This window comes from Levyella massiliensis (assembly GCF_000308275.2).
Taxonomy (GTDB): domain Bacteria; phylum Bacillota; class Clostridia; order Tissierellales; family Peptoniphilaceae; genus Murdochiella; species Murdochiella massiliensis_A.
Genome location: NZ_HG529490.1, coordinates 438672 through 465498, shown reverse-complemented (window position 1 = coordinate 465498; position 26827 = coordinate 438672). Strand labels below are relative to the sequence as shown.

Annotated in this window: 24 protein-coding genes and 1 pseudogene; 5 read left to right on the top strand and 20 right to left on the bottom strand. The window is 47.9% G+C overall.

Going from position 1 to position 26827, the window contains the following annotated elements; translation table 11 throughout:
• Positions 1-100: 100 nt before the first annotated feature.
• The 10 genes from BN98_RS07815 to BN98_RS02120 form a co-directional block, all read right to left on the bottom strand.
• Entirely contained in the window at positions 101-2587 is a 2487-nt protein-coding gene (locus BN98_RS07815; protein ID WP_019189963.1) for a cell wall-binding repeat-containing protein, read from the bottom strand.
• Positions 2588-2807: 220 nt separating this feature from the next.
• Positions 2808-3773: a bifunctional riboflavin kinase/FAD synthetase gene (locus BN98_RS02160; protein ID WP_019189964.1), complete on the bottom strand. Its 966-nt coding sequence runs from the start codon at positions 3771-3773 to the stop codon at positions 2808-2810.
• Positions 3774-3781: 8 nt separating this feature from the next.
• A complete protein-coding gene (gene truB / locus BN98_RS02155; RefSeq protein WP_195891099.1) occupies positions 3782-4693 on the bottom strand; it encodes a tRNA pseudouridine(55) synthase TruB in 912 nt (303 codons plus the stop codon).
• A gap of 32 nt (positions 4694-4725) precedes the next feature.
• Entirely contained in the window at positions 4726-5685 is a 960-nt protein-coding gene (locus BN98_RS02150; RefSeq protein ID WP_019189966.1) for a DHH family phosphoesterase, read from the bottom strand.
• Positions 5682-6086 carry a 30S ribosome-binding factor RbfA gene (rbfA, locus tag BN98_RS02145; protein WP_019189967.1) on the bottom strand — a complete coding sequence of 135 codons (405 nt, stop codon included), beginning with the start codon at positions 6084-6086 and terminating at the stop codon, positions 5682-5684. The genes BN98_RS02150 and rbfA overlap by 4 nt, the downstream gene beginning before the upstream one ends.
• A gap of 33 nt (positions 6087-6119) precedes the next feature.
• Positions 6120-7997: a translation initiation factor IF-2 gene (gene infB, locus BN98_RS02140; protein WP_242826670.1), complete on the bottom strand. Its 1878-nt coding sequence runs from the start codon at positions 7995-7997 to the stop codon at positions 6120-6122.
• On the bottom strand, positions 7979-8299 hold the full coding sequence (locus tag BN98_RS08560; RefSeq protein WP_040942508.1) for a translation initiation factor IF-2 N-terminal domain-containing protein: 321 nt from the start codon (positions 8297-8299) through the stop codon (positions 7979-7981). The genes infB and BN98_RS08560 overlap by 19 nt, the downstream gene beginning before the upstream one ends.
• A 14-nt stretch (positions 8300-8313) precedes the next feature.
• Positions 8314-8568, bottom strand: coding sequence for an RNase P modulator RnpM (rnpM, locus tag BN98_RS02130; protein WP_019189968.1), 255 nt, complete (start codon positions 8566-8568; stop codon positions 8314-8316).
• A complete protein-coding gene (gene nusA / locus BN98_RS02125) occupies positions 8561-9706 on the bottom strand; it encodes a transcription termination factor NusA (RefSeq protein ID WP_019189969.1) in 1146 nt (381 codons plus the stop codon). Before nusA ends, rnpM begins: the two co-directional genes overlap by 8 nt.
• 18 nt (positions 9707-9724) lie before the next feature.
• Positions 9725-10183, bottom strand: a complete 459-nt coding sequence (locus BN98_RS02120) for a ribosome maturation factor RimP (protein ID WP_019189970.1) — start codon at positions 10181-10183, stop codon at positions 9725-9727.
• Between the two features lie 246 nt (positions 10184-10429).
• Between BN98_RS02120 and BN98_RS07810 the strand changes: the two genes are divergently transcribed.
• The 5 genes and pseudogenes from BN98_RS07810 to folK all read left to right on the top strand — a co-directional run bounded on the left by BN98_RS07810 (position 10430) and on the right by folK (position 14649).
• The gene (locus BN98_RS07810) at positions 10430-12043 is read left to right on the top strand and encodes an ATP-binding cassette domain-containing protein (protein ID WP_019189971.1); all 1614 of its coding nucleotides are present in this window, start codon (positions 10430-10432) and stop codon (positions 12041-12043) included.
• A 71-nt stretch (positions 12044-12114) separates the two neighbouring features.
• Positions 12115-12483 (top strand): annotated as a pseudogene (locus tag BN98_RS02110) (integrase core domain-containing protein); the annotation flags it as partial.
• Between the two features lie 295 nt (positions 12484-12778).
• The gene (gene folE / locus BN98_RS02105; protein ID WP_040942625.1) at positions 12779-13333 is read left to right on the top strand and encodes a GTP cyclohydrolase I FolE; all 555 of its coding nucleotides are present in this window, start codon (positions 12779-12781) and stop codon (positions 13331-13333) included.
• On the top strand, positions 13333-13806 hold the full coding sequence (locus tag BN98_RS02100; protein WP_019189974.1) for an HD domain-containing protein: 474 nt from the start codon (positions 13333-13335) through the stop codon (positions 13804-13806). The genes folE and BN98_RS02100 overlap by 1 nt, the downstream gene beginning before the upstream one ends.
• Positions 13807-13833: 27 nt before the next feature.
• A complete protein-coding gene (gene folK, locus BN98_RS02095; RefSeq protein ID WP_019189975.1) occupies positions 13834-14649 on the top strand; it encodes a 2-amino-4-hydroxy-6-hydroxymethyldihydropteridine diphosphokinase in 816 nt (271 codons plus the stop codon).
• Between the two features lie 98 nt (positions 14650-14747).
• Here folK and folP read toward each other — a convergent pair whose 3' ends face one another.
• The 10 genes from folP to tsf all read right to left on the bottom strand — a co-directional run bounded on the left by folP (position 14748) and on the right by tsf (position 26816).
• Positions 14748-15725, bottom strand: a complete 978-nt coding sequence (gene folP / locus BN98_RS02090; RefSeq protein ID WP_019189976.1) for a dihydropteroate synthase — start codon at positions 15723-15725, stop codon at positions 14748-14750.
• A gap of 1 nt (position 15726) precedes the next feature.
• On the bottom strand, positions 15727-17031 hold the full coding sequence (locus BN98_RS02085) for a bifunctional folylpolyglutamate synthase/dihydrofolate synthase (RefSeq protein ID WP_019189977.1): 1305 nt from the start codon (positions 17029-17031) through the stop codon (positions 15727-15729).
• Positions 17032-17115: 84 nt separating this feature from the next.
• Positions 17116-21114, bottom strand: coding sequence for a PolC-type DNA polymerase III (locus BN98_RS02080; protein ID WP_019189978.1), 3999 nt, complete (start codon positions 21112-21114; stop codon positions 17116-17118).
• 1 nt (position 21115) lies between these two features.
• Positions 21116-22168, bottom strand: a complete 1053-nt coding sequence (gene ispG / locus BN98_RS02075; RefSeq protein ID WP_019189979.1) for a flavodoxin-dependent (E)-4-hydroxy-3-methylbut-2-enyl-diphosphate synthase — start codon at positions 22166-22168, stop codon at positions 21116-21118.
• A gap of 52 nt (positions 22169-22220) precedes the next feature.
• Positions 22221-23219, bottom strand: a complete 999-nt coding sequence (rseP, locus tag BN98_RS02070; protein ID WP_019189980.1) for an RIP metalloprotease RseP — start codon at positions 23217-23219, stop codon at positions 22221-22223.
• A 9-nt stretch (positions 23220-23228) separates the two neighbouring features.
• Positions 23229-24020: a phosphatidate cytidylyltransferase gene (locus tag BN98_RS02065; RefSeq protein ID WP_019189981.1), complete on the bottom strand. Its 792-nt coding sequence runs from the start codon at positions 24018-24020 to the stop codon at positions 23229-23231.
• Positions 24020-24709 (bottom strand): polyprenyl diphosphate synthase, encoded by a 690-nt coding sequence (uppS, locus tag BN98_RS02060; protein ID WP_019189982.1) that lies wholly within the window; start codon positions 24707-24709, stop codon positions 24020-24022. Before uppS ends, BN98_RS02065 begins: the two co-directional genes overlap by 1 nt.
• Before the next feature lie 46 nt (positions 24710-24755).
• Entirely contained in the window at positions 24756-25307 is a 552-nt protein-coding gene (gene frr / locus BN98_RS02055; protein WP_019189983.1) for a ribosome recycling factor, read from the bottom strand.
• A gap of 21 nt (positions 25308-25328) precedes the next feature.
• A complete protein-coding gene (pyrH, locus tag BN98_RS02050; RefSeq protein WP_412581484.1) occupies positions 25329-26039 on the bottom strand; it encodes a UMP kinase in 711 nt (236 codons plus the stop codon).
• A 108-nt stretch (positions 26040-26147) separates the two neighbouring features.
• Positions 26148-26816 (bottom strand): translation elongation factor Ts, encoded by a 669-nt coding sequence (gene tsf, locus BN98_RS02045; protein ID WP_019189985.1) that lies wholly within the window; start codon positions 26814-26816, stop codon positions 26148-26150.
• Between the last annotated feature and the right edge of the window lie 11 nt (positions 26817-26827).

Genomic DNA, 26827 nt, shown 5'->3' with positions numbered 1-26827 from the left:
GGCCCGAGTAAAAAAACAAAGCAGCGACAGGTGCCTGTCGCTGCTTCTTTTTTCTAATCTTTCAATTGTTACTTTGAGGCTTTCTCAAAGCGTATTTTCCTTACTTCACCGTGAAAATCGCCTTCAAGGTATTGCGCACACTCTCGCCTACCGAGGCCGGTCCGCCAATGAGGAGAATCTGCTTAAGATTGGTATGTGTATTCAAGTAGGCATCAATCGGCATCGGCAGATGCGACTGTCTCGTAAGGAGTACCGGGGCATTGAGCTTCTGTGCTACCGGACCGGCAACGAGCGCATCCGACCACTTTTCGCCACTCGTAATAATGGCGCTTGTCGGATTCGTTACCATCTTTGCCATCTTTGCCGACACAACATAACGATCTGCGCCGTCTACACGGGACACCGTTTTTCCGATCATTGTCTCGATTGCCTGTTTTGTCTCAGGGCCAATGGTTCGTTTACCACCACTGATGACCGCATTCGAGATACGGGCCTTCAGCACATCCGCTACGAAATTCGGTACGCGATCCTGACGAACCAAGAGAATCGGTGCCTTCCATTGATGCGCATACGGTACCGACGAAAGAGCATCCGTATAAATCATGCCACTCGCAATCACCGCATTCGTGCTCTCCGGCAAGTAAGCCGCCGAGTTCTTGTTCACCTCGAAGCGGTCAACGCCGTCCACACGGGTAATCTTTGCACCGGTAATAGCCTTGAGCTCCGCAATTACCTTTTCAGAGATCGTGTTCGTGCCACCCATGACGATGATTTCGTCGCGGCCGGTACGAAGGATTTCCTGCTTCGTCACGTCAAAGAGCGCATCCTTCTGCGTATACAGAATCGGGATATTCCCTTGGGAGACATTCATAGCACTCATGGAATCGGCATAAGCCATGTTCTGCACAAGGATCACTTTTTTCGCATCGCCGAAGTACGTCTTGGAGATCGTAGCCGCAATATCCTGCCGTGTCGGGTCATCGATGGGTTTAATGACGTCCGGTTCTTCCGTCTTTTTATCGTTCTTGACGTAGATGGTGCGGACTATGTCATTCTCGTAACGGATAAGCCCGTCCTTAATGGAGAAAGAGAGTGGCTTGTCCAGCGGAACATAGCCTTCCGGTGTCTTGATTTCCTCCAACGAATAGTCCCCTGTTGTGAGATATGCCACCTTCGCTTCACCCGATTTATCCGTCGTCACGACGCGGTTGATCGCGGGAAACATCTTGTCTGTAATTTTAAATGTCACAGGCAGTGGAATCCGATTGCCGTCGCCGTCGATCTTAATAATGCGAAGGATCGGGGTGGTGGGCTTGTGGTCTGGCTTTGGCGTCGGCGGTGTTGGCTTCTTCCACTGTGCATAGACCTTCATATCTTCTTTCACCATCGAATTCGCTGTAAAAGCTTCGCCCGTTCCATCGGGCTTCGTATTCCATCCGGAGAAGACCATTCCGGCACGCGTTGGGTTAACGGGCAGATCCTTTGGCAAACATGTACCATTTGACAAGCAATTATCCGCTAAAGAATGCTTATAGTATACTTTGCGCGTGCCTAATAACGTTTTATCCGCTACTTGTGCACTACCTTCATTTTTATAGAAGCTCACGACCGGAATACGTTGTTCCAAGATAAGCGTATAGATACTAGAGGAATTGAATTTATAATTGGTATTAATTCCATTGGAATCATTCCATGATCGCAAAAAGCCATATTCAGGCTCCTGGGGACGAATAGCACGCTGAGGTAATTTTACATCCGGCTTACCTTTCGACTTATAATAAAAGTAAAATCCTACCGGCCAATTGCCTTCATCGGCAAGCTTTTCCTTTTCTGCTTCAGTAAGCGTAGGCAGCTTATGATCCGTCCCGATCGTCTTAAGGATGTAATCTGTCCCGTCTACATATTGACGATTTCGACCGGTTACCTTGCCTTCACCATTTAATATAAATTGATTTTTACCGACATCCTCATTTTTGACAAAAGCGATACTAACCATTTCCATGTGAAAACGCGTTACCGCATATGTCTTTGTCCCTTTTCCGTCATATAGTGCTTTTATATCACCTCTGTCGCTCTTTACCTTCAAGAGATACTCCGGATCTTCTCCCATTTTTTCCTGTGTAAACCAAGAATAATAGTACGGAGGAAGCGTAGATGCGTCGACCTCAATCGTGTACTTTTTTCCTTTTTCGTAGGGACCAAGATATTTTGCTCCACTCCAACGCCCACCAATCGTGCCATTCGTTCTCTCATTAAGGGTTCGGTCCTCGTTATAGACATTAAAATATACGTTTTCCCAAGCTGTTTTTGCTTCGTTTTTCAGTGGGCCACCAAATACCATAGTATTACGCCAAACGCCAATCGCTGAGTTCGGCGTTAACAGCTTAGGCATATTCGGCGCATTTGAGTCTTCCAAGAGAATTTCCGGCAAAATCTCAAAATACACCTCATTTTGCGCCGTCAAGGCTCGCGACGTTGTCTCTTTTTTCGTGGCTCCATCCGCAAGAACTTTCCCTGCGGTCAGAAAGCCAATGACAAGAGCCAGGACGAAAAGTATCGAGAAAAACCGTTTTTTTGTCGTCTTCATGATTGCCTCCTCCTTTTTGTTTTTTCCTTCTTAAACGATAAGCAGTGGTGTCATGTTCTTTTAATACTATACCCACCAATACGCTTTTAAGCTCTAATCGAAAAATGTCTGTTCCGTTGAAATTTCAGTGAAGCGAGAAACGCCATAAAAAAACGCCCTCTTGATGGCGGATTAACCCGCCACCAAGAAGACGGCATACGAAAGATTCTTTCTCTCGCTTTTATCTCACTTCATTGATAAATGTAGAGCGCATCTGTTTCCACTCTTCCGCCCACGAACGCAATAAGCGATCATCTTCCTTGAGCTGTCGGATAAGGGCTTCCTTGTCGTGATAACGCACATTAAACCGTTCAAAGCGCAAGAAAGAGAGCTGCATGGGCTGCTCGTATATGGTTTCGTGAAAATCAAAAAGATTGGTTTCGATAGTCATTTTTGAACCATCATCGAAAGTTGGATTCGTACCCACCGATGTCATGCCGAAGCCCTGCCAATTGTTTAACCGCGCATAGGTCAGATAGACGCCTTCATGCGGCAGCACATAGGGAAAGGAAATGCCCAGGTTGGCCGTTGCGTAGCCCAGATCGTGACCGCGATGTGCCCCATGAATCACGGTGCCGGATATGGTGTAGGGCGCGCCAAGCATTGCATCGGCACGCTCCACTTCTCCTTTTGCGATCGCTTCACGAATGCGTGTCGAACTGATGCGTTTTCCTTCAAAACGGACATCCTCAATTAAACTGAGCGAGAAAAGGCCATCCTTCTCGGCTTTTAAAAGATCCTTCACCGATCCCTCAGCGCCTTTTCCAAAGCGATAATCGTATCCCACAACGATATGACGAACATGGAGATCGCGATGAAGAATTTTCTGAATAAAGACCTCTTTGGATTGTGCCGCGAATGTTGCATTGAAGGTGCAAAGAAATATGGTATCAATGCCGGCACGCGAGAGACGCGCTTTTTTATCATCGACACTGGTCAGTACCCGTTTTGCCGAAGGTGCTAGAACATTCGTCGTATGATTCTTAAAAAGTAACACTGCCGATTCCCAGCCATGCTCCTTGCTAACCGCATTCGCTTTTTGCAACAGTTGTTGATGCCCCAAATGTACACCGTCAAAATTTCCGAGTGCGATAACCACCGGCTTCTCTTGCACCCAATCGGCGCGGTCGTAATCCAAAATTTGCATTGCATTCCTCAGCCGATTGATTCGGCTATGACTTTCTTCATCTTCAGACACGTGCCTTCCCACACGCCGAGGCCCAAAAACACCGAGTCGGCATAGACACGTACGATATGTTCTTTGGAAAGCAAAAGATGTGCTTGATCTTCTGTCCCCGCTTCTTCCGGAGCAGACAACGATGCCTTCCGGATGCGCTCCGCTCCCAGAGTAATCTTTTGCCCTTGCGAAGCGCGCCATCCTTCTTTTCCTTCTAATACGACCGACGGAAAATGCAATACCGCTCTGTCTGCCGGCTGTAATAAGCTTTCCGCCGTCAAGCGATCCATCTCTTTCAATTGCGCAATCGAGATCGCTTCCGCTTCAACAAAGGGACCGACCTTCGTGCGTCTTAGCGATGTCATCATGGCACACGTCCCCATGGCAGCGGCCAAATCCGCAATCAACTGGCGAATATAGGTGCCCTTGGAGCAGCGGCAACGCAGTGTCGCTTCCGTGCCTTTCATGGCTAAGAGTTCCAGAGCATAGATTTCAATCGCGCGCGCCTTACGCTCGACGGTCTTTCCCTGTCTTGCGTATTCGTACAGTTTTTTGCCGTTAATTTTTACAGCACTGTACATGGGCGGTTTTTGCAAGAGCTTGCCAAGAAAAAGCGGCAGAGTATCTTCCAGCTGATGTGGATCGATGGATTCAAGGGATTCTTCACGCAAAATCGTGCCCGTCCTGTCAAGCGTATCCGTCTCCACGCCAAAACGCATCGTGAAAATATATTCTTTGTCGTACGACGTCAGATAATCGGTCAGACGCGTAGCCTTGCCCACGAGTACCGGCAACACGCCCGTCGCCATCGGATCCAGCGTTCCGCTGTGTCCGATGCGACGAATTTGTAATACCCGACGCAGAATGGCCACGACGTCAAAGGACGTCATGTCTGTTTCCTTAAAAACATTGATGATGCCGTTCATTCTATTTCCAACGCCTCCATCAGATGCAGGAATTGAGCCCAACAGTCGGCATTGCTGCCGTGAAGCGTGGCGCCGGCTGCTTTCTTGTGCCCCCCGCCGCCCAACTTCTGTGCAACTGCCGCTACATCAAAATAGGCTTTGGAGCGAAAACTGATCTTTTGCGTGTCGGCATCCTGCTCCTTGAGTATGGCTGCCACCTCGACGCCGGCAAGACTGCGTAAATCGTCCACCACGCCTTCCGCCTGCGGCATAGCAATGCCATAGTGATGCAGCATCTCCTGCGTAATGTTCGCGACAATGACTTTTCCGCCATGTAGCTGTTTTGCTTGTTCGGTGACTATGCCGCGAAACGCCACCATATGCGGATTTTCGTTTTGATACTCATAAAAATAGACGCGCTGTGCATCTGCACCTCGGTCCATCAGGTCGGCACCGATGCGCAGGGTGCGTGCCGTCGACGTATCATACAGATAGCGATTCGAATCCGTAATGAGGCCGGTATAAAGCGCAGTCGCAGCATCCGCCGAAAATGCCATGTCCGTTTCCAACAGAAAACGAGCGATGATTTCACAGGTTGAAGAGGCCTTCGGGTCTAGAATCGCACAGTCGCACAGCCCGTCATTGGTCAAGTGGTGATCAAAATTCAGGGAGTGTTTGCTGTGATCAAATGCTATTTTGGCAGTGCCCATACGTGGCGTATCGCCTAAATCTACGCGGATGAACAGATCGTAGGACTTGTCGGGATCCGGCGCACGAAGCAAAGAAAAGGCCGGCAGATAGGAAAAATGCGCATTATTTTCCTCTGCCAGCATATCCACTTCCTTGCCCGCTTCCTGCAAAGCCAGCCCCAGCCCCAGGACGGAGGCATAGCTGTCTCCGTCCGGATTCACATGACCTGCAATCGCAATACGCTTCGCAGCATCAATCAATGCTTTGGCTTGTTCAATCGTGCTCATTCGCAGCCTCCCTCGCCGGGGACACTTTCTCCCCTAGCGGCTTGGTTTTCCGCATCTTTACGCATGGTTTCGGCAATTAATTTATCCATGTACATCCCATGCTCAATGGAGTCGTCCAAATGAAACCGCAACTCCGGAATCTGACGAATTTTCACATGATGGGCCAGATAATTCTTTAAAAAGCCCTGCGCATTTTCAAGGCCTTCTAGCGTTTGGCGTTGATCCCAGTCCGAACCCATCACGCTGACATAGACATCCGTGTAAGAAAGATCATTAGAGACACGTACCTCCGAGAGGGTCAAAACCGTGGAAATCTTCGGATCTTTCAATTCGAAAAAGATGGCTTCGGAAAGTGCTTTCTTGACCTCCTGCGAAATACGGCCCAATCTTTTTTCGTTCATGGTGTCCTCACTTTCTCTTTTACGTCTTCTCGTTTATTCGACGGGCACTTCCACCTCATGGAAGCATTCGATGGAATCGCCCACCTTCACGTCGTTATAACGATCAATACCCAGACCGCCTTCAAATCCACTGGCAATTTCTTTCACGTCATCCTTAAAACGACGCAATGAAGAAATGGTGCCTTCATGAATGACGACATCATTGCGCAGCAGGCGCACGCCGGCATTGCGTACAATCTTGCCGGAGGTGACATAGATACCGGCAACGGTACCGGCATTCGGGACCTTAAAGGTGTCACGTACTTCGCAGCGTCCTAGGACTTCTTCCTTGATGGTCGGCGAAAGCATACCTTTAATAGCTTGTTCGATATCTTCAATGGCGTCGTAAATGACGCGATAAGTGCGGATATCAATCTCATCGCGCTCCGCCTGGCGAATGGCGCCCTGATTCGGGCGAACGTTAAAGCCGATGATAATCGCATTGGAAGCGGTGGCCAGCATCACGTCGCTTTCACTGATACCGCCGACAGCGCCGTGGATGATATTGACTTTCACTTCGTCGTTACTGAGTTTGGCCAAAGATCCCGCCAAGGCGTCAATCGTCCCTTTCACATCGGTCTTAACGATCAGATTTAATTCCTTTAGCCCGTCTTCCGAAATCTGCATATGCAAATCATCCAACGAGATATGGGTGGTCTTGTTGAGGCGTTCGTCGCGATTGCGCTGTGCAACCTTTTCGGCAAAGCTGCGTGCCGCCTTTTCATTCGAAACGGCATAGATGGCATCGCCCGCTTCCGGCAAATCCGAAAGGCCAGTGATTTTCACGGGAACAGAAGGACCCGCTTTATGCACTTTCTTACCATGGGAATCGAACATAGCACGAATATGCCCGCTGACCTGACCGGAAACAACATAATCCTTGTCATAGAGCGTACCGGTTTGCACCAGAACCGAAGCCGTGGCACCACGACCGCGTTCAATCTGTGATTCCAGTACAACGCCGATCGCAGGGCGCTTAGGATTGGCTTTCAGTTCTTCCATTTCGGCTACCATAATGACCATTTGCAGCAAATCTTCGATGCCTTGATGCGTCTTGGCAGAAATCGGAATCATAATCACATCGCCGCCCCATTCTTCCGGCACCAGGCCCTGTTCGGCCAGTTCCGTCATCACGCGGTTCGGATCCGCACCTGGGCGATCCATTTTATTAATGGCAACGACAATGGGAACACCGGCAGCCTTCGAGTGGTTGATGGCTTCAATGGTTTGTGGCATGACACCGTCGTCCGCTGCGACAACCAGGATGACAATATCGGTCGTCTGCGCACCACGGCTCCGCATCTGCGTAAAAGCCTCGTGTCCCGGCGTATCGATGAAGGTGATCGGCTGTCCATCCACGATGGCTACTGATGCACCGATGTGCTGTGTAATGCCGCCGGCTTCACCGCGGGTGACTGCCGTTTCTCGAATGGCATCCAACAAGGAAGTTTTGCCGTGGTCGACGTGTCCCATGACCGTAACCACCGGCGGACGTGACGCCAGATCCTTCGGATCATCGTCAAAATTCAGAGATTCAAATATTTCATCCTCGTTTGATTCTTCCGGTTCGGTAATCAAAACACCGAATTTTTCCGCTACTGTGGATGCCGTGTCAAACGTAATCGATTCATTTAGGCCTGCCATAATGCCCATTTTGATCAATTCCGTGATGACGTCCATGGAATTTTTATGGATGGCTTTGGCAAAATCACCGACAGTGATTTCAGCAGGAATTTCAATGATGCTGTCCAAGTCATCCTCGGGCGCTTTTTCCACCGGTTTATCCTGCTTCTTCTGGGGCTTCTTTTTCTTGCCTCGTTTCGGGGTTTCCCGCTCTTCCTCTGCCGATGCTTCTACGATATTGGGCGGCACATGCTGTTTCTCTTTCTTTTTTTGTCCATGTGCGGCTTATGCCCTACATTATCTTCTTGCTCTTCATGACGCGAGTTATGTTTTTCTGTCTTATTTACTTTTTGCTTCTCTTTTTTATTCGTTTCCTTCTTGTCGGATTTTTTATTGGTTTGCTCGACAAAATACTCACGAATCAACTTAACATCGCTTTCTTTTAAGGCAGACATGTGGGAGGGAAATGTCAAATCCAATTCCTTCTCCAGCAATTCTCGGAAGGCGGTCGTCTGTTTTCCCAGTTCCTTAGCTAATTCATAAACTCTCATAAACACCTCGATTCCTACATCGATCGTTTCAGCTCCTCATAAAAGGCCTCCGGTATTTGCATTTTCAGTGCAGCTTTCAAACGATTCTTTTTTTGTGCGATTTCTATACATTCGAGTGACCGGCAAAGATACGCGCCGCGGCCATTCATTTTGCCAGTATCATCCATGGTCAATATGCCTTCCGGGGTACGAACCACACGGAGTAATTCCTGTTTAGGTTTCCGTTCCCCGCAAACAACACACTTGCGAAGCGGCTCCTTTTTAGGCATGCTCTGCCTCATCCCCTTCTTCCGTCTCTTTTTCTTTATCCTGCGGCAAAGCAAAGATGTCGATCGCTTCGTCTTTATTCACCGGCTCGAAAGCGGAGGGATCCTCGTTATACTGTGCTTCTCCCTTGATATCAATCTTCCAACCGGTCAGGCGAGCCGCCAAGCGAACATTTTGACCTTCTTTTCCGATGGCCAAAGACAGTTGATCATCCGGAACGATGACCGTGGCCGCTTTTTCTTCTTCTTGGAGAATGACATGCGTTACCTCAGAAGGGCTCAATGCGTTCGCAATGAATTCTTTGGGGTTCTCACTGTATATAATGATGTCCATCTTTTCACCGTTTAACTCATCAACGATAAGGTTTACACGGTTTCCTTTATAGCCGACACAAGCGCCGATGGGATCGACATTCGGGTCCTTGGAATAGACGGCAATCTTCGTTCGAGAACCCGCCTCACGCGAAACGGAGTAAATCTCTACTATGCCATCCGCAATCTCTGGTACTTCTTGTTCAAACAGACGCGCTACCAGGTTCGAATGCGCACGGGACAGTAAAATTTGCGGGCCGCGCGAAGAAACGCGCACATCGCACACATACAGTTTCACACGATCGCCCACATGCAGATGCTCATTGGGAATCTGCTCCCGTTTTGTGATCACACCTTCAGTTTTCCCTAAATTGATGTAAATATTATTGTGATCCGTCCGTTGCACCGTGCCGATGATCATTTCTTTCATGCGATCGATATAGGCGTCGTACACCGCTTCTCGCTCTGCATCGCGCAGCTTTTGAATGATAATGTTGCGTGCCGTTTGTGCAGCAATGCGACCGAAGTTATTCGGTTTCACTTCTACGCGCACCGTATCGCCGACCTGGGCATTCTTCATGCTCTTTTGGGCTTCTTCCAAACTGATCTGGCCAATCGGATCTTCAACTTTTTCCACCACTTCGCGAATTTGCACAACATGGAAATCGCCGGTTTCCGGATCCGCCGTCACTTCCACATTGGTCTCGTCCTCGAAGTTCTTTTCGTAGCTCTTTTCCAACGCTTTTGCCACAGCATCCAGAATTACCTCTTTGGAAATCCCCTTTGTGCTCTGCAATTCATCCAATGCCTGTAATAACTCTTTATTCATTTGCCCTGTTTTTCCTCCTTAAAACGTAATGTGCGGCCGCACTTTCGCAATATCTTTGCGTTCCCATTTCTGTTCTTGCCCGTTGATTTCTAACGTGAATGTCTCATCATCAAAGGAAACCAGGGTAGCAACCCATTGTTTGTTGCCGTCTCGTTTTTGATATAATCCGACTTCAACTTCTTTACCCAGATTTAATTCCAACTGTCTGTCCGTCGTTAGAGGACGCGATAAATCCGGTGAACTCACCTCTAGCAAATAGTGCTGATCAATCGGGTCCCATTCATCCAGCTTCGGACTCAACGCTTTGCTCACAATTTCGCAATCGTCCACGGTAATGCCGTTCGGATGGTAAATGTAAAAGCGCAGGATGGAATCCCCTTGCTCTCTCACAAATTCCACGTCCAGCAATTCAAATCCGGCTTCTTCCACCACCTCGGCAAAACGCGGCTTCCAAGTCCGCAACATTTCCTGGTTCATGGTGCCTCCCTTCCTTAAAAAAACAAGAGCGGAAACCCGCTCTTGTCCCATCACATCTATCGATAGTATTCTACCATATTATCTTTATACTGACAACTAAAGAAGGCGTATCTGTTCTATAGCGTGTAGAGATACAATTGATGTGAGACCAAGAAGAAAAAACATAGAGAGAAGTCCTGTATAATGAAAGTGTCCACCAAACAATGAAAGGATTCTCTACATAGCACTGTATGAAGGGAAATAAATATGTTGAACTTTATCATCAACGAAAAAAAAGAATTTTTTCTTTTTCTGGTTTTAATGCCTTTGCGTGCCCTGAGCTCTGTTGCGGTCATGACGATTATTGCCAGTATCATTGATTTTGCGATGAGCGGATCATTAACGCAACTGCCAAAATATTTTATGTATTTTGGCGTTTACATTCTCGTCGATTTTCTCATTAATGTTTTTGATGCAAAAATACATTTTACGTTAATTCAAAAGAGTATCTCCAGCTTGAAACAGCGTCTTTTTCAAAAAATGATGTGGCAAGACAAAGATGTTTTTCATGATAAATCATCCACCTATCTTTCCGTTATCGAAAATGATGTGGAAATTCTGCGCGAAGTGCTTTATACGATTATGGATATGATGGAAGATTTTATGCGAATGTTTTTTGCGACTCTTATCATGTTTTACTACAGTTGGCAGATAGGTTTGTTTGTTCTGCTCACTTCTTTTTTGCAGGCATTTATTCCTATTGCTTTTGGCAAAAAATTAGAACGCAGCGGAGCAGAATATACCGAGGGACAAGAGAAGCATATTGCAACCCTAAAGGACTACCTCTCTTCCCATATGACGGCTAAAATATTTCATATTGAAAGCATGTTGACAAGAAATTATGGAAAAACCGTATGCGAGGTGGAAACAAAATGGAGGGAAAAGGAGTTTTTAAACTCTTTCGTCAATTCCTTTTCTTATGTTTTCAATAAAATTGCGTATTTAGGCATTTTTCTCGTCGGGGGCTATTTGTTGATGATAGGAAGCATACGCTTATCCATTATCGTGGCGATTACGAATGTCGTTTCCTATATTAGTGGTCCTTCTTTGTATTTAGTTGATGACTTAGCAAAGATAAAGGCAGCCCAAACTGCACTTCTTCGCATAGAAAAAATCCTAAACCAGGAAATAACAAAAGAACCTACTCATGATCCGCTAATAGCCTTACACACGATTCAACTGGTCGATGTTTCCTTTGCCTACGAGAAGAAGAGCATACTAAAAGCGGTCTCTTACCAATTTGATCGCAATCAAAAATACCTTATCGTCGGAAAAAACGGCGCAGGAAAAACGACTTTGCTAAATTTGCTCTCCGGTTTAGAGGAAAAATATACAGGAAAAATCCTGTATAACAATATAGATCAGCGACAAATCAGCCGTGAAAATATAGCGAAAAACATATGTCTCATCGAACAGACTCCCTTCCTCTTTAACGATACGATTTTTAACAATGTAACGTTGTTTGAAACGTTCCGTATAGAAGAAGTCGAACAGGCCTTAGCCCAAGTCGGGCTGCTGGATTATGTGCTCGGATTAAAAGACGGATTGCAAACCGTTCTCTTCGAAAACGGTAGAAACCTATCGGGCGGTGAAAAGCAACGCTTAGCTCTGGCACGGGCCTTATTGCGAAAAACGCCATTTATCCTCTTGGATGAGTACACCTCTAATCTGGATAATCGCTCACTGAAAGAGATTGAACGATGCATCTTTTCTCTAAAGAATGTGACCGTTATCGTCGTTTCCCATCGTACCGAGGAAAAAGACGAGAATTATCAACACATCATCCGCATAGAAGATAAACAGATCCTTATGCAAAAATAAGACGGACGGTTGGCCGATAATCGGCATATATTAAGAAAAAAAGTGCTTCGCCGCCTTGAGACAAAACCATGTCCTCTGTGGAATTTATCAAAATGGTCATCAAACATTTTGGCTATCAACCAAAAATCATACAGACGGATAATGGCTTTGAATTTACTCACTTCCAGAAAACACGCCGAACGCATCCATTTGACCTGTTTTGCCAAAAACAAGGGATTACGCACCAGCTTATTCGCCCAAGGACGCCGATACACAATGGTAAAGTAGAACGAAGTCATCGTAATGACAACGAACGCTTCTATTCGCGCTTGTCTTTCTACAGCTACGAGGATTTGCTGGTACAAATGAAGCGCTATTTATATAAATCGAATCGACTGCCTATGCAAACCTTGGGGTGGTTAACGCCCATGGAAAAACGCGCCCTATTGATGGCGGGTTAACCCGCCATCAATAGAGTAGCATACAGGAAATTCTCTCTCCTGTTTTTGGTCTCACATCATTTACAAATATACAAGAAGGCGTATCTGTTCGATAGCGATGCTTTCTCTCCGCCTGTCCCGACCAAATGCTCTCCTTGCTTCTTACTTCGACGCTTATTATTCTATAATTCTTTAAAGTTTATAAGTGTCATTTTTCCTTATTGGGAAAATCGTGTACAATGAAACCACTTCAGAGGTCGAATGGCATCATAGTGCGATTTTCGGCCTGAGCGGACGAAAGGAATTGGAAAACAATATGGATAAAAACAAAATTGAGCAGGGCGTACGGGCGATCCTGGAAGGTATCGGAGAAGATCCGAATCGTGAAGGGCTGTTAGAAACACCGGCACGTGTAGCACGTGCTTGCGAGGAGCTCTTTGCGGGGCTTCATACCACCGCAGAAAATCATCTTTCTAAAACGTTTGAATTTGTCAATGAAAATATCGTCATTGAGAAAAATATTCATTTCTATTCGCTTTGCGAACATCACCTTCTTCCCTTCTATGGCGAAGTAGACATTGCTTATATTCCGAACGGCAAGGTAGCCGGTTTGTCAAAGCTGGCACGTACCGTGGAGGTCTATGCAAAGCGTCCCCAAATCCAGGAACGCATGACGGAACAAATTGCTAATGCTTTACAGGATTATTTGGATGCTAAGGGCGTTTTGGTTGTTGCAAAGGCCGAGCATATGTGCATGACGATGCGCGGCATCAAGAAACCGGGAACGCAAACGGTGACGGCGTGTGCCTTAGGTAGCATTAAGGACGATGAGAACCTGAAGACCGAAGTATATCGTCTGATGAAAATGTGATGGAAAACACGAATCGCATCTATCATTCGCCTGCCTACGGGCAATATCTTAAACAATTAGAGCGCTTAGAGGCGGATCGCGTTTTTTGCCATCATGACCTGGCGCATTTTCTTAGCGTAGGCCGTATTGCTTATATCCTCAGCTTGGAACAGGGGCTCTCCGTTTCCAAAGATTTGCTTTATACGGCAGCACTTCTGCATGATTTGGGACGCGTGGATCAATATGAAAAAGGCATCCCCCATGATGAAGCTTCGGTGGAGATTGCCAAGGAATTTTTAAAACTTTGCGACTTCTCGTACGAGGAAAAGCAGCGTATATTACGCCTGATCGGTGGCCATCGCCATATGTCGGACGATCCTTTAGAGGCATTGTTTTATCAGGCGGATAAGCTTTCCCGTCCCTGCTTTTTCTGCCCTGCGCAACAGGATTGTCATTGGCCGGAAGAACGCAAAAACATCACGCTGCGCTATTAAGCAGGCACACGGTAAAGAGGAGGAACCATGGATCATTTATACATTAAAGATCTGGAAATCATGGCTAAGCACGGCGTTTTTCCGGAAGAGAAAGCGTTGGGGCAAAAATTTCTGGTTTCCGTGGACTGCGCCTATGATATGAAAACTGCGGCAAAGGATAATGCTTTAGAAAGTTCGGTTCATTATGGTATTTTATGTGCGGAGATTCATCGTCTGCTGACGGAAAATACCTATGATCTGATAGAAACCTGCGCTTACGTCATCGTTGAACATATCTTTTCTCATTACCGCTACGTATGCGAAGTCAGTGTATCCATAAAAAAGCCCTTTGCTCCCATCGGTCTTCCCCTTCGCTATCCGGAGGTGTGTATTACGCGCAAAAAACGTACCGCTTGGATTGCGTTAGGCAGCAATATGGGCGAACGAAAAGAACTGCTTGCCGAAGCCATTAAGGCCATGCAAGAAGCCGGACTTGTGGTGAAAAAAGAATCCTCGCTATATGAAACCAAAGCGTGGGGAAAAACGGATCAACCCGATTTTCTGAATCAGGTAATCGAGATAGAGACCTTTGAAGAACCGGAAGATCTGCTCTTGCTGTTGCAAAAGATCGAGCGGGACATGGGCCGCGTGCGTCACGAACATTGGGGGCCGCGCCCCATCGATTTGGATATCCTCATGATTGATTCATTGGTACTCTACAGTGACACGTTAAAAGTACCGCATCCCTACATGGAGGAGCGTGCGTTTGTATTAGACCCGTTATCGGAGATTGCTCCCTATCTGATCCATCCGGTGCTGCATCAGCAAATTCGTCAATTGCAAAAGGCGCTAAAAGAGAAATGAGAGATCGGGATTACGCGAATACTCGACACAAAAACGGCGGCGTTTCCTTATGAAACGCCGCCGTTTTTTCTCTTGACTTAAATTGAACGCCACATTTCTTACTTCTGATAGCTTCCGAAATTAATATCTTCCTGCGCATCCGCCAGGCGCACGGCATCCGCTACCAATGCAGCCATACGATGTTCCTCTACAGAATGGACACGCACGACTTCAACCCCTTCGCGTGCAGCGAGCGCGGTTAAAACCGCCGAAGCGGCATCACGATTGCGAAAACCGGCTTCGGTCTCTGCATCCACGTTAAATTCAGCTTCCTGCAGCATATTTACGATGAAGCGTTTACGCGAAACACCTAAGAACACGGCATAGCCCTGCGCATGAAGATCCGGCAAATGCTGAATCAGCCGCAGATTATCGCGTTTGGATAAACCGAAGCCGATGCCCGGATCCAGCATGATGTGTTCCTTCGGAATGCCGGCATCTTTTGCTAATGAAAGGCTTCTATCCAAATACTGTTTCAGCAGCACGAGAATATCCTTTTCTTCTGCAGCCGCTTTCTTCTCCTCCTTTGTAAAGGCGGCACCATCGCCAAAGGATGGGAATTTTTTACTGTTCGGATGATCGGGGCGAAGGACAACCGGATTAAACATAGCAATGAGTCCGGCATTATGTTCTGCCACCACCTTTGCCATGTCGGGATCCCCAATGAGACCCGTAATATCGTTAATAATATCAGCCCCTGCTTCGAGCGCTGCTTTGGCCACCGGCGCCTTCCAGGTGTCTACGGAAATCAGACAATCCGTTTTCTTGCGCAGTGCTTCAATGACCGGAACAACGCGGTGAATCTCTTCATCAATTTCCACATAATGCGAACCGGGTCGCGTGGATTCACCGCCGATATCCAAAATATCCGCTCCCTGTTGCAAAACCGATAAGGCATGCTGTACCGCTTTTTCCGTGGTATCCCATTGTCCACCATCCGAAAAAGAGTCCGGGGTGACGTTCACAATCGCACAAATCCGGCACGGATCCTCCGGGCGGAAGCAATGCCTTCCCAATTTAAATCGCAAATTCTCCACTTTATTTCTCCTTCTTGCAAAGGTAGCTGCGCACCACACCGATCATATAGAGCGATCCGACAAACACGATACCGCCGTTTTCTTTCGGGCAAAGCGCCTTTGCTCTCTCCCAAGCCTGCTCCAATGAATCAAACGCTTCGGCCGGTTTGCCCGTTGCTTCAATTTGTTTTGCCAAGTCCTTGGCGTCCATCGCCCGCGGATTATCCGGAGTAATGGTCAGCACGTGATCAGCCAGCGGCAGGAATTGCGCAAGCATTTCATCGATTTTCTTATCCGCTAAAATGCCAAGCACAAAGACCAGCTTGCGTCCCTCTAAAAAATCGCGCACGGATTGCGCAAATACCTTTGCGCCGCCCGGATTATGCGCTCCATCCAAGATGGTAAGCGGAGCATCCAGAATCTTTTCAAAGCGCCCCTTCCAGCGGGTCTTCTCCACTCCCGTAAGCATTTCCTCGTCCGTGAGCGAAAGCGCTCCATTTTGACGCAGCAGATCCAACGCCGTAAAAGCGACGATCGCATTGGCCACCTGATAATCTCCCATGACGGAAAGCTTGAGATGGCGTTTCTTTTCATGGTTATCCATCCAATCAAAGGCCTGTCCGTCGAGCGATGTGGTGTGATTTTCCACTGATGAAAAATCCGGAAGCACTAGCGCCGCATGATGCGACGTTGCTACCGCCTTAACCACTTCCTCCACTTCCCTCTCCTGCGGATAAAGTACAACCGGGCAATTGTCCTTAATAATACCGGCTTTTTCTCCGGCTATGGCGCCCAGCGTATTGCCCAGGAATCTTGTGTGATCTAACGAAATCGAGCAGATGACGCTGACCAAGGGAGCAGTGATGACATTTGTGGCATCCAATCTGCCGCCCATGCCGACTTCCAATACCACGATGTCCGTTTTTTCCGCTTGGAAGCACAAAAAAGCAAGCGCCGTTTCCAGTTCAAATTGGCTCGGCACATTCGCTCCTTCCGCCTCCATCTGCGCCACCGCTTCCGCAATGCGCGTGGTATTCTCGGCAATCAGAGCGTCCGATACGGGCTTGTTATTGATTTGAATGCGCTCGTTAAAACGCTCCAATGCCGGTGACGTATATAGTCCCGTCCGATAGCCGGCTTCTCTCAACATATTGGAGCAGAAAGCTGCCGTGGATCCTTTACCATTCGTACCGGCAATATGAATATATTTCTGTCCCAGCTGCGGATCGCCAAGGCGATGCAGCAGATCCGACACCGTCTCCAACCCCAGCTTTACGCCGAATTTTTCTCGTTGCTCATAAAAAGCAACGCTTTGTTCGTAATTCATGCAAGGCTCCTTTCAAAATCATTTCCTATTATATGCAGAGCGCGGAAAAAGGCGAAGGTGTTTTACAATAACAACAGTCTCGCCTTAAAACCCCGGGAAAAAGCTCATTTGATTACTTTCCGGCAAATCATCCAAGAGGCCGCGGTTAATCAGTGCCTGCATCGCACTGCGCGGAATGCCCGTGCGCTTTTTAAAATCGGCGCGAGAGATAAATTCACCATCCTGCATGGCTTCTTTGATCGCACAAGCATTGCTTTCCGAAACATCATCCAAGGCGGCAAGCGGCGGCAGCACCTCCATAGGACTTGCCGTACGGAAGACGGCGGCATCCGACGTTTCACGACGGATGGGCGCAAAGGAGAGTCCACGGGCGTACATCTCTTCAATGAGCTCCCACAGCGCGAATTTCCCGCCATCGACATTTTCATTTCTTTGCTTGGCAGCGCGCAGTTCTTCTAAATGCTGTTGTGCCTCTTCCAAGGAGGACACAAAAAACTCGGAGGAGAAAAGGCTCAGATGCTGGGTAAAGTAGGTCGCATAAAACGCCGCGGGTTGATGGACTTTAAACCAGGCAATGCGGTAGCTCATCATCACATAGGCAGTCGCATGAGCCTTGGGGAACATGTACTTGATGCGCTCGCAGGATTCAATGTACCAATCCGGCACGTTATGCGCTTTCATTTCTTCCGTAATACCGTCGGGAATGCCTCTGCCCTTTCGCACCGCTTCCATGGTTTTGAAGCTGTCCTTATCCTTGAGCCCCATGGAAATCAGATACGTCATAATATCATCTCGCGTACAGATGGCATTGCGCAGCGTTGTCTTGCCTTCGCGCACCAATTCCTGTGCATTATTGAGCCATACATCCGTTCCATGCGATAAGCCGGAAATACGGCACAATTCCCCGAAAGTGGTGGGATTCGTATCTTTTAGCATACCTCGCACAAAATTGGTGCCGAATTCGGGAATACCGAGTGTCCCGTCTTCGCTGTTGGAATAAGGTGCCTTAGCATGCAGAGCGTCCGTGGAACAGAAAATGGACATAGTTTCTTTGTCATCAAAGCGAATCGTCAAGGGATTGATATCGGTCATCTCTTCCAGCTGACGAATAATGGTCGGACTGGTGTGTCCCAGCTCATCCAGCTTCAACAGGCAATGATCCAGGTTATTGTAACTAAAGTGCGTCGTGCGGACATCGCTCTTAACATCATCGGCAGGATATTGAATGGGCGTGACATCCGTAATATCCATCTCCTTTGGCACGATCATTAGGCCGCCGGCATGCTGACCGGTAGTGCGCTTCGTGCCTTCCATGATGTGTTGCAACGAGCGGATCCGTGCCGGAGACAGATTCTTCTCTTCGTCGGGCACATAGAGTTGCTCTAAATATTTTTTTATAATCCCATACGCGGTTTTCTCCTGCACACCGGAAATGGTGCCGGCACGAAATACCTTCCCTTCGCCGAAGAGCTCCTCCGTATACTTGTGAATGGTGGGCATGTAGACGCCGGCGAAGTTCAAGTCAATATCCGGTTCCTTATCCCCGTCAAAGCCCAAAAAAACTTCAAACGGAATGGTGTGTCCGTTACGCTCCATTTCCGTGCCGCATTCCGGACAATTCTTGGGCGGCAAATCAAATCCGGATTCCACCGATCCGTCTTGGATAAATTCGCTGTGCTTGCAGTGAGGACAAACATAGTGCGGTATCAGGGGGTTAACTTCCGTAATGCCCGACATCGTCGCCACAAAGGAGCTGCCGACAGAGCCTCGCGATCCGACAAGATAACCATCGCTATTGGATTTCTGCACCAGTCGGCGTGCAATCACATAAAGCGACGAATAGCCGTGTCCGATAATGGAGGTGAGTTCACGTTCCAAGCGCTTACTGACGATATCCGGCAACGGTTTGCCGTATATCTTTTCCGCATTTTCATACGAAGAACTTCGCAATTCTTCTGCGGCGCCTTCCAGTTCCGGCGAATAGGTTTGACCGGGGACAGGAATAATCGTATCAAAGGAATCCGCAAAGCGACGTGGTGCTTTCACGACAATTTCTTCCGCCACTTCCGGAGGCAGGAAAGAAAAGGCCTTCAGCATCTCTTCTGTATTTAACAAGCGATAGCGACCGTTATAATCGAAATCAACATTGCGCTGGTAATTGACCAAAATATTGCGTGCGGCACGATCCCCATTATCAAGATAGCTGGGCGTTCCTACGGCAATAACGGGCTTGTTGAGCTCCTTTGCCAAAGCCAGCAGCTTGATAATGACCTGCTGGTAGTGTGCTTCATCGGCGACAAGCTCATGACGTAAAGCCAATGGCGTAAAGGAAGGCGGCTGCACGACAAAAAAGTCCACGGCATTGCCCAGTTCGTAAAGGGTATCCGACGGCATATCTGACGCAACCGCTTCAAACAATTTAGAGCCAAGAAGGCCTGACGCTGTCAATAAGCCGCGCTTAAGCTTTTCTAGGAGAGACGCCGGTAATCCCGGGCGGCCGTAATCAAAATAATCGATATTGGCGGCAGAAACGAGCTCATACAGTTTTTTGAGGCCGTCTTCTTTTTGACAGTACACGAGCAATTCGGATTCCGGATAACGTGATTTCGGATACTCGGTGGGAGTACTGTTCATCGTCTCAAACGATACGTCTTTGGCCTTCCACTCTTCCCAAAGGGTGAGAAAAGCAAAGCCCGTAGCCGTTGCATCGTCAATGGCACGGTGATGATGAAACTGCGGCACGTGTAATTCCTTGGAAATGGTATCCAGCTTATGATTCTTAAACTCCGGGTGCAGACAACGAGAAAGCCACAGCGTATCCATCCATATCGGTTCAAATGGCAAGGACAGACGTTTAGCGTTCTCACGAATAAAGCCCACATCAAACTGTGCATTGTGTGCCACCAAAACGCTACCTTCCGCAAATTTCAAAAACGCAGGCAGCACGGTATCAATGGAATCAGCATCGGCTACCATCGCATCGGTAATCGATGTCAACTCCGTTATACGAGGCGGGATGGAGCGATTGGGATTGACAAATTCCGAAAATTCGCCGACTTTAATTCCTTTTTCATAGCGTACGGCACCGATTTCGATAATGGCTTCGGTATAGCGGGAAAAGCCCGTGGTCTCCAAGTCAAAGACCGTAAAGGATTGCGGGTCTTCCTCGACAGAAACGTGATAGGGATTGGACAGGATGGGCAGCGTGTCGTCCAACAGCTTCGCCTGATATCCATAGAGTATCTTTATGTCACTCCCCTTTGCCGCCTTCGCTATGAGCGGATAGGCCTGTAATGACCCGACATCGGTAATGCCCACGGCGTTATGGCCCCATTGGCTGAGGCGCTTAACCAGCGCTTCGGCCTCAATGGTGCCTTCCATCAGGCTCATTTGCGTATGAACAGCGCATTCCACGCGCTTCTCGCGCGCAGGATCCGTACTCATCGGTGCATCGGAAAGTCGGGCTGCATTCACTAAAAAAAGCAACTGATTCGCATACGTGTCAAATTGCAGCTGTCCCCGCACACAGACGTATTGACCGTTGTGTAAAACATCATGGACGGCATCCAGTTCCTTCTCCTTGCAAAAAAACTTGGCACCCAAAGCGCCACCATCGCTATCAAAGAGATCAAAAAGCAAAATGACCGTACCGGACTTTGTCATTCTTTCCGTTAAATTCTGTACGGTACCACAGGTACAAATTTTTCCGCTCGTTTGCGTCACAGCGGACAACGCAACGGTTTCATCCTTCTTGCCAAAACGGCCAAAACTTGCAGCTTGTGTGGGGCTCTCCTTCTTTTCCATGGCCTCGATATGAACGGGAGCATCATAAAATTGATAAGCGGGCGACGGCTCTTCTTCATACCAATCCACTTTAACCGAGGCTTTAAAACGATCGGTGAGCGCCCGCGTGATGGCAGAAGCCTCGTTGGCTCCCGGGTGCTTACCGATCAAGAGAAAACGTGCCGTTTGATTTTGTGCATCGTATTGCACTTTTTTCAGGGGATAGTCGCAAAAAGGTTTCGCTTCCTTATTCCCCTGCGCAGAAGCATCGGAAAGCGCCAGTAACTCATAAAGTTGCATGTCAATTCTCCGTTTTTTCTATTTCTTGCAACAGGGCGTCTAAAAGCTGCTCCTCGGGCACTTGACGCAACACCTTTCCCTTTTTAAAAATTACGCCGCTGCCTTTACTGCAAGCTATGCCCAGATCCGCCTCCTTGGCTTCGCCCGGGCCATTCACGGGGCATCCCATAATAGCAATGCGCAAATTTTTATGCAGATGGGTCATTTCCTTTTCTGCGCGCGATACCAAGCCCACCAGATCCACCTTCGTTCGGGCACAGGTAGGACAGGAGACCAGATCAATGCCGCTTTGCCGTAATCCCAGAGATTTTAAAATTTCATTGCCCACGCGAACTTCGTCCACCGGATTGCCGGTAATCGAAACACGAATCGTATCGCCAATGCCCCTTAACAAGAGGGAACCGATACCGATTGATGACTTCACGCTGCTTGTAAAGAGAGGGCCTGCCTCTGTTACGCCAAGATGTAGCGGATAATCGGAAAGAGAAGAAAATAATTCATTCGCTTCCACCATGGTCTGTACATCGCTGGATTTAATGGAAACCTTCATTTGGTCGTAGCCGAAACGCTCCACCAGACGAATTTCCTCCAAGGCGCTATAAACCAACGACTCCACATTCACACCATGATATTTTTCAATCATTTGTTGATGCACAGAGCCGGAGTTGACGCCGATGCGAATCGGAATATTTTTGGCTTTGCAGGCGCGGACCACTTGTTCCACACGGTCCTCGTCTCCGATGTTACCCGGGTTGATCCGCAAGCAGTCGCACCCGTACTCCACCGCATAGAGCGCCAAACGATAATCGAATTGAATATCCGCAATAAAAGGTATATGCGTCTGTTCTTTAATGGCGACTATGGCCTTTGCATCTTCCAAGGAGTTTACAGCACTGCGAGATAGGTCACAGCCCGCTTCTTCCAGTGCCAATATTTGTGCCACCGTGGCTTTCACATCTTTGGTATCGGTATTGGTCATGGACTGCACCGTGATCGGTGCATCCCCTCCCACGGCAACACGGCCAACATGAATCTGTTTTGTATGAGAACGCATGGATCCTCCCTTATCTTCCATCCGTATAGAAAATCTGTATTAAAAGGTCACATCAAATGAGACGTAACACATCCTTAAAAGAGACAAATAAAATTAATCCCATCAAGAGCGCAAAGCCTGCTATTTTAATCCTCGATTCTACCTTCTGACTGAGCGGCTTCCCGCGCAATTTTTCCAGAACAACAAGCCACAGCGTAAAACCATCCAGTGCCGGAATCGGCAAAATATTGAAAAAGCCCAGGTTTAAAGAAATATAACCCGTAAAAAATAGCACATTCATCCAGCCCTGCTGTGCCGCCTTCCCTATCATGGAGACTACACCAATAGGACCGGAAAGCGCATTAATGGAGAGCGTTCCCGTGATGAGTTTCTGTAAGATGCCAAAAAGTGAAAAGAACGTATCCCACAGCATGGACCACGCTGCGCCGACAGCAGCCAAGAAATCAGTTTTTCGCGCCATCGATATGCCGATCAGGGCTTTGCCCTGCTCATGATTAGGACGTACCCCGAAAGTTTGCGAGGTATTATCGCGCAATACCGTAACCTGCAACGGTTTATTCTTCTGCCCGTACTTTTGTACCAATGTCTGCAGTTGCTCGGAGCCTTGTACTGTTTCTCCGTTTATGGCCGTGATACGATCACCCGCCAGCAGTCCTGCTTCGCGAGCGGGAGAGGATTGTGGAAAGCTCTCCACCACCGGCACCGGAATGCCTTGAAATCCCAGAAACAGCATGAAGCAGAGATACGCGATGATAAAATTCATCATCGGTCCGGCCAATATCGTGACAAAGCGTTGCCATGGCTTGGCATGCATGAAACTGGCTTCATCGTCAGATTCTTCATCTTCCCCTTCCATGGCGCAATAACCGCCGAGAGGGAATGCACGCAAAGAATACATGGTTTCTCCCTTCTGTTTTTGCAACAGAGCAGGTCCCATGCCGACCGAAAACTCCAAGACACGAATGCCGACGCGTTTTGCGGCGGCAAAATGGCCGAATTCATGAAATAAGATCACCACCAGAAAAACAAGCAGTGCAATGATGATAGTCATAAAGGCTCCTCAATGTTTTGTAAAAATGCGCACCATGAGCCAAACTGTGGGCAGCGCAAACTGCACCGAATCGAAACGATCCATAATCCCACCGTGCGCTTTCAGTAACGTCCCAAAATCTTTGATATTCATTTTACGCTTTAATCTTGAAGCGAATAAGTCGCCCACTTGGGCGGCTATAGATCCCGCCAGCGCAATCAAAAAAACTTTGTCGGCGGAGAGGGAGATATAGAAGAAAGGACGCAGTAATAAAGACAGCAGTATAGCTCCAATCAGTCCTCCGATGGCTCCTTCTCGCGTTTTTTTCGGGCTGATCTCTGTCAACGGCGTTTTCCCGAAGAAAAAGCCTGCCAAATACGCGAAGGTATCGGTGCCCCAGGAGACACATAAGATCAGCAACAAATAATTTTGTTTGACGGCCGGAAAGTTCAAGGTAAAGGAACTGAAGAAGGAAATGTAGATGGACACAAAGAGTGTGATAAACAAATCCTCAAATTCTCGATACGGATGCACCACGGATAGTACAAATAAATACATAAAGAATAAGACCGCCACGGCAAGTTGCAGTTCCGGCACTGCCAGATAAGCGCAAAACTGAAACAGAGCGTTCCCGATCAACATAATCCAGTGATTACGACCCGTTTTGGACGGATCCAGACAGTGAAACAGCTCTACAATCTCGAGAGAACTCAATACCAAAACAAAGAGAAACAGCAGTAGACGAGAGGAGGACAGAATCACGGAAAGAGTGACGGATAATATAATTGCTCCGACCAACAACCGTTCCTTAAAGCTTTTCATCAAACACCTCCAAAACGTCGGTTACGCTGTCCGAACCATTCGATCGCCCGATCCAGATCGGCAGGCTTAAAATCAGGCCACAACGTATCCGTAAAATAAAATTCCGTATAGGCCAATTGCCACAGCATAAAATTCGAAAGGCGCTTTTCACCGCCGGTACGAATCAAAAGATCCACAGGCGGCAGCCCTGCCGTATCCAAATAGCGTTCCAGCACATCAGAAGTCATGGCCTCCGAGGAGATACCATCTTCCATGGCGCGACGCGCTGCCCTTGCAATTTCGTCTCTTCCTCCGTAATTCAGGCCAATATTCAGCACAACGCCGTCATTCTCTGCAGTTTTTTCGATCCCCATCTTAACGCTTTGACGCGTAGCAAAAGGTAAGCGACGGATGTCGCCCATCACGCGCAATTGCACATGGCGCTGCATGAATTCATCGATATAGACTTTGAAAAAGCGAACGAGAAGTCGCATCAGAGCGCTCACTTCCTGTTGTGAGCGTTTCCAATTTTCCGTAGAAAATACATAGAGACTGAGTACGGATATTCCCTTTTCCTGCGCATAGCGAGCAATGCGCACAATATTATCCGCCCCGGCTTCATGACCGGCGGTGCGCTCTTGCCCTCTTGCGGTCGCCCAGCGTCCGTTTCCGTCTAATATAATTGCCACATGTTTCGGCGTGTCAGCCATTGTCTTCCCCTCTGGATAAGAGCCTCCCGAAGGAGGCTCTGCCAACTCAGATTTCCATGAGTTCTTTCTCTTTTTCTTTTCCGATGGTATCCAATTTCTCAATGAATTGATCCGTCAGTTTTTGTAGTTCCTGTTCTTCCGAATGACGGTCATCTTCAGAAAATTCTTTTTCCTTTTCCGCCTTGGCTATGGCATCCATTCCCTCACGACGTGCATTGCGCACCTCAATGCGTGCGGATTCCAGACGTTTATTCATGTCTTTGACCAAGTCTTTACGGCGTTCCTCCGTCAGCGGCGGGAACGGCAAACGAATCATTTTTCCGTCGTTGCTCGGCGTAATGCCGATGTCCGAAGCCAAAATGGCTTTCTCAATCGGCGAAATATTTTTCACATCCCAAGGTTGAATGGTAATCAGGCGTGCTTCCGGCACCGTAATGGTGGCCGCATGAGCGATGGGAGTCGGTGTACCGTAGTATTCAAACGTAACCTCATCCAAGATTTTCGGATTGGCACGTCCGGCACGAATCTTTGATAAATCTTCGCGGAAAGATGTTACCGCTTTTTCCATTTTGGTTTGAAAGTCCTTTTGCTGATACATCTTTTTCTCCTTTTCTAAGCATCAGGTAATAATCGTACCGATTTTCTCGCCCTTAGCCACACGCACCATGTTTTCGGGTTCATCAATGCCAAACACAACAATAGGCATTTGGTTTTCCATTGCTAAAGAAGTGGCCGTGGAATCCATCACTGCCAAACGCTTCTGCAAAACTTCGTCATACTTCAATTCATCATATTTTACCGCATCCGCATAGCGATTAGGATCCTTGTTATAAACCCCGTCGGTTCCCTTCTTGCCGATCAGAATGCAGTCCGCATCGATTTCACAGGCACGCAAAGCCGCTGTGGTATCTGTCGAAAAATACGGCAATCCGGTTCCGGCCCCAAAGATCACGATGCGTCCCTTCTCAATATGACGCATGGCACGGCGACGAATATAGGGTTCCGCCACCTCTTGCATTTGAATGGCCGTCTGTACACGTGTTTCAACGCCAATAGCCTCCAAAGCTGCCTGTACACGCAAGGCATTTATAACGGTACCCAGCATGCCCATATGATCTGACTGCGCCCGTTCAATAGAACCCGACGTGCGTCCGCGCCAAAAATTCCCGCCGCCTACGACAATGGCAATCTCAAAGCCTAAATCATGAACTTGTTTAATGGATGCACAAATGCGATCCACCGTAGCATCATCCAGGCCATTGTGTTCCGGCCCCGCCAGCGCTTCACCGCTCAGCTTCAGCACGATCCTTTTATAGTTCAGCATGGTCACCTCCATCTTTACTAATTTTACATGGGATGAGAACGTTTTTCAAATCCGATAAGACACAAAAAAAGGCTGTGGCAGAATGATTTTCCGCCACAGCCCGCAACGCTCTTTTTACAGACCGGCTTGTTTTGCCACTTCTTCGGCAAAATTATCTTCGCGTTTTTCCAGTCCCTCGCCGACTTCGTAACGAACGAAGCGTCGCACCACGATATTTTCACCAATTTTGGCGACCAATTCCTGGCGAACCTGTTCCACGGTTTTATCTGTCTGCAGAATATGCTTCATATCCATCAGGCAGATTTCTTCAAAGAACTTGTTCATGCGGCCTTCCACCTTTTTCTCGGCGACAAATTTCTTTTTGTCTTCCGGCATATTGGCAGGGCTTTCATTCATCGCCTGCTGAATTAAGATTTCCTTTTCATGAGCAACATCTTCTTCCGGAACATCATTGCGGCTGACGTATTTCGGATTCATTGAAGCTACCTGCATGCAAAGATACTTAACAAATTCCTGGAAATCGGCATTCTTAGCCACGAAATCGGTCTCGGAGTTAACTTCTACTAAAACACCGATACGACCCTGGTGTACATACGAACCGATCATACCTTCGGCAGCAATGCGGTTGCCCTTCTTCAGCGACTTTGCTTCGCCCTTTTCACGGAGAATATCAATCGCCTTGTCCATATTGCCTTCGGCTTCCATTAATGCCTTTTTGGCATCCATCATGCCGGCGCCGGTCATATCGCGTAATTCTTTTACTTGCGCTGCTTTAATTTCCATGCTAAGCCCCC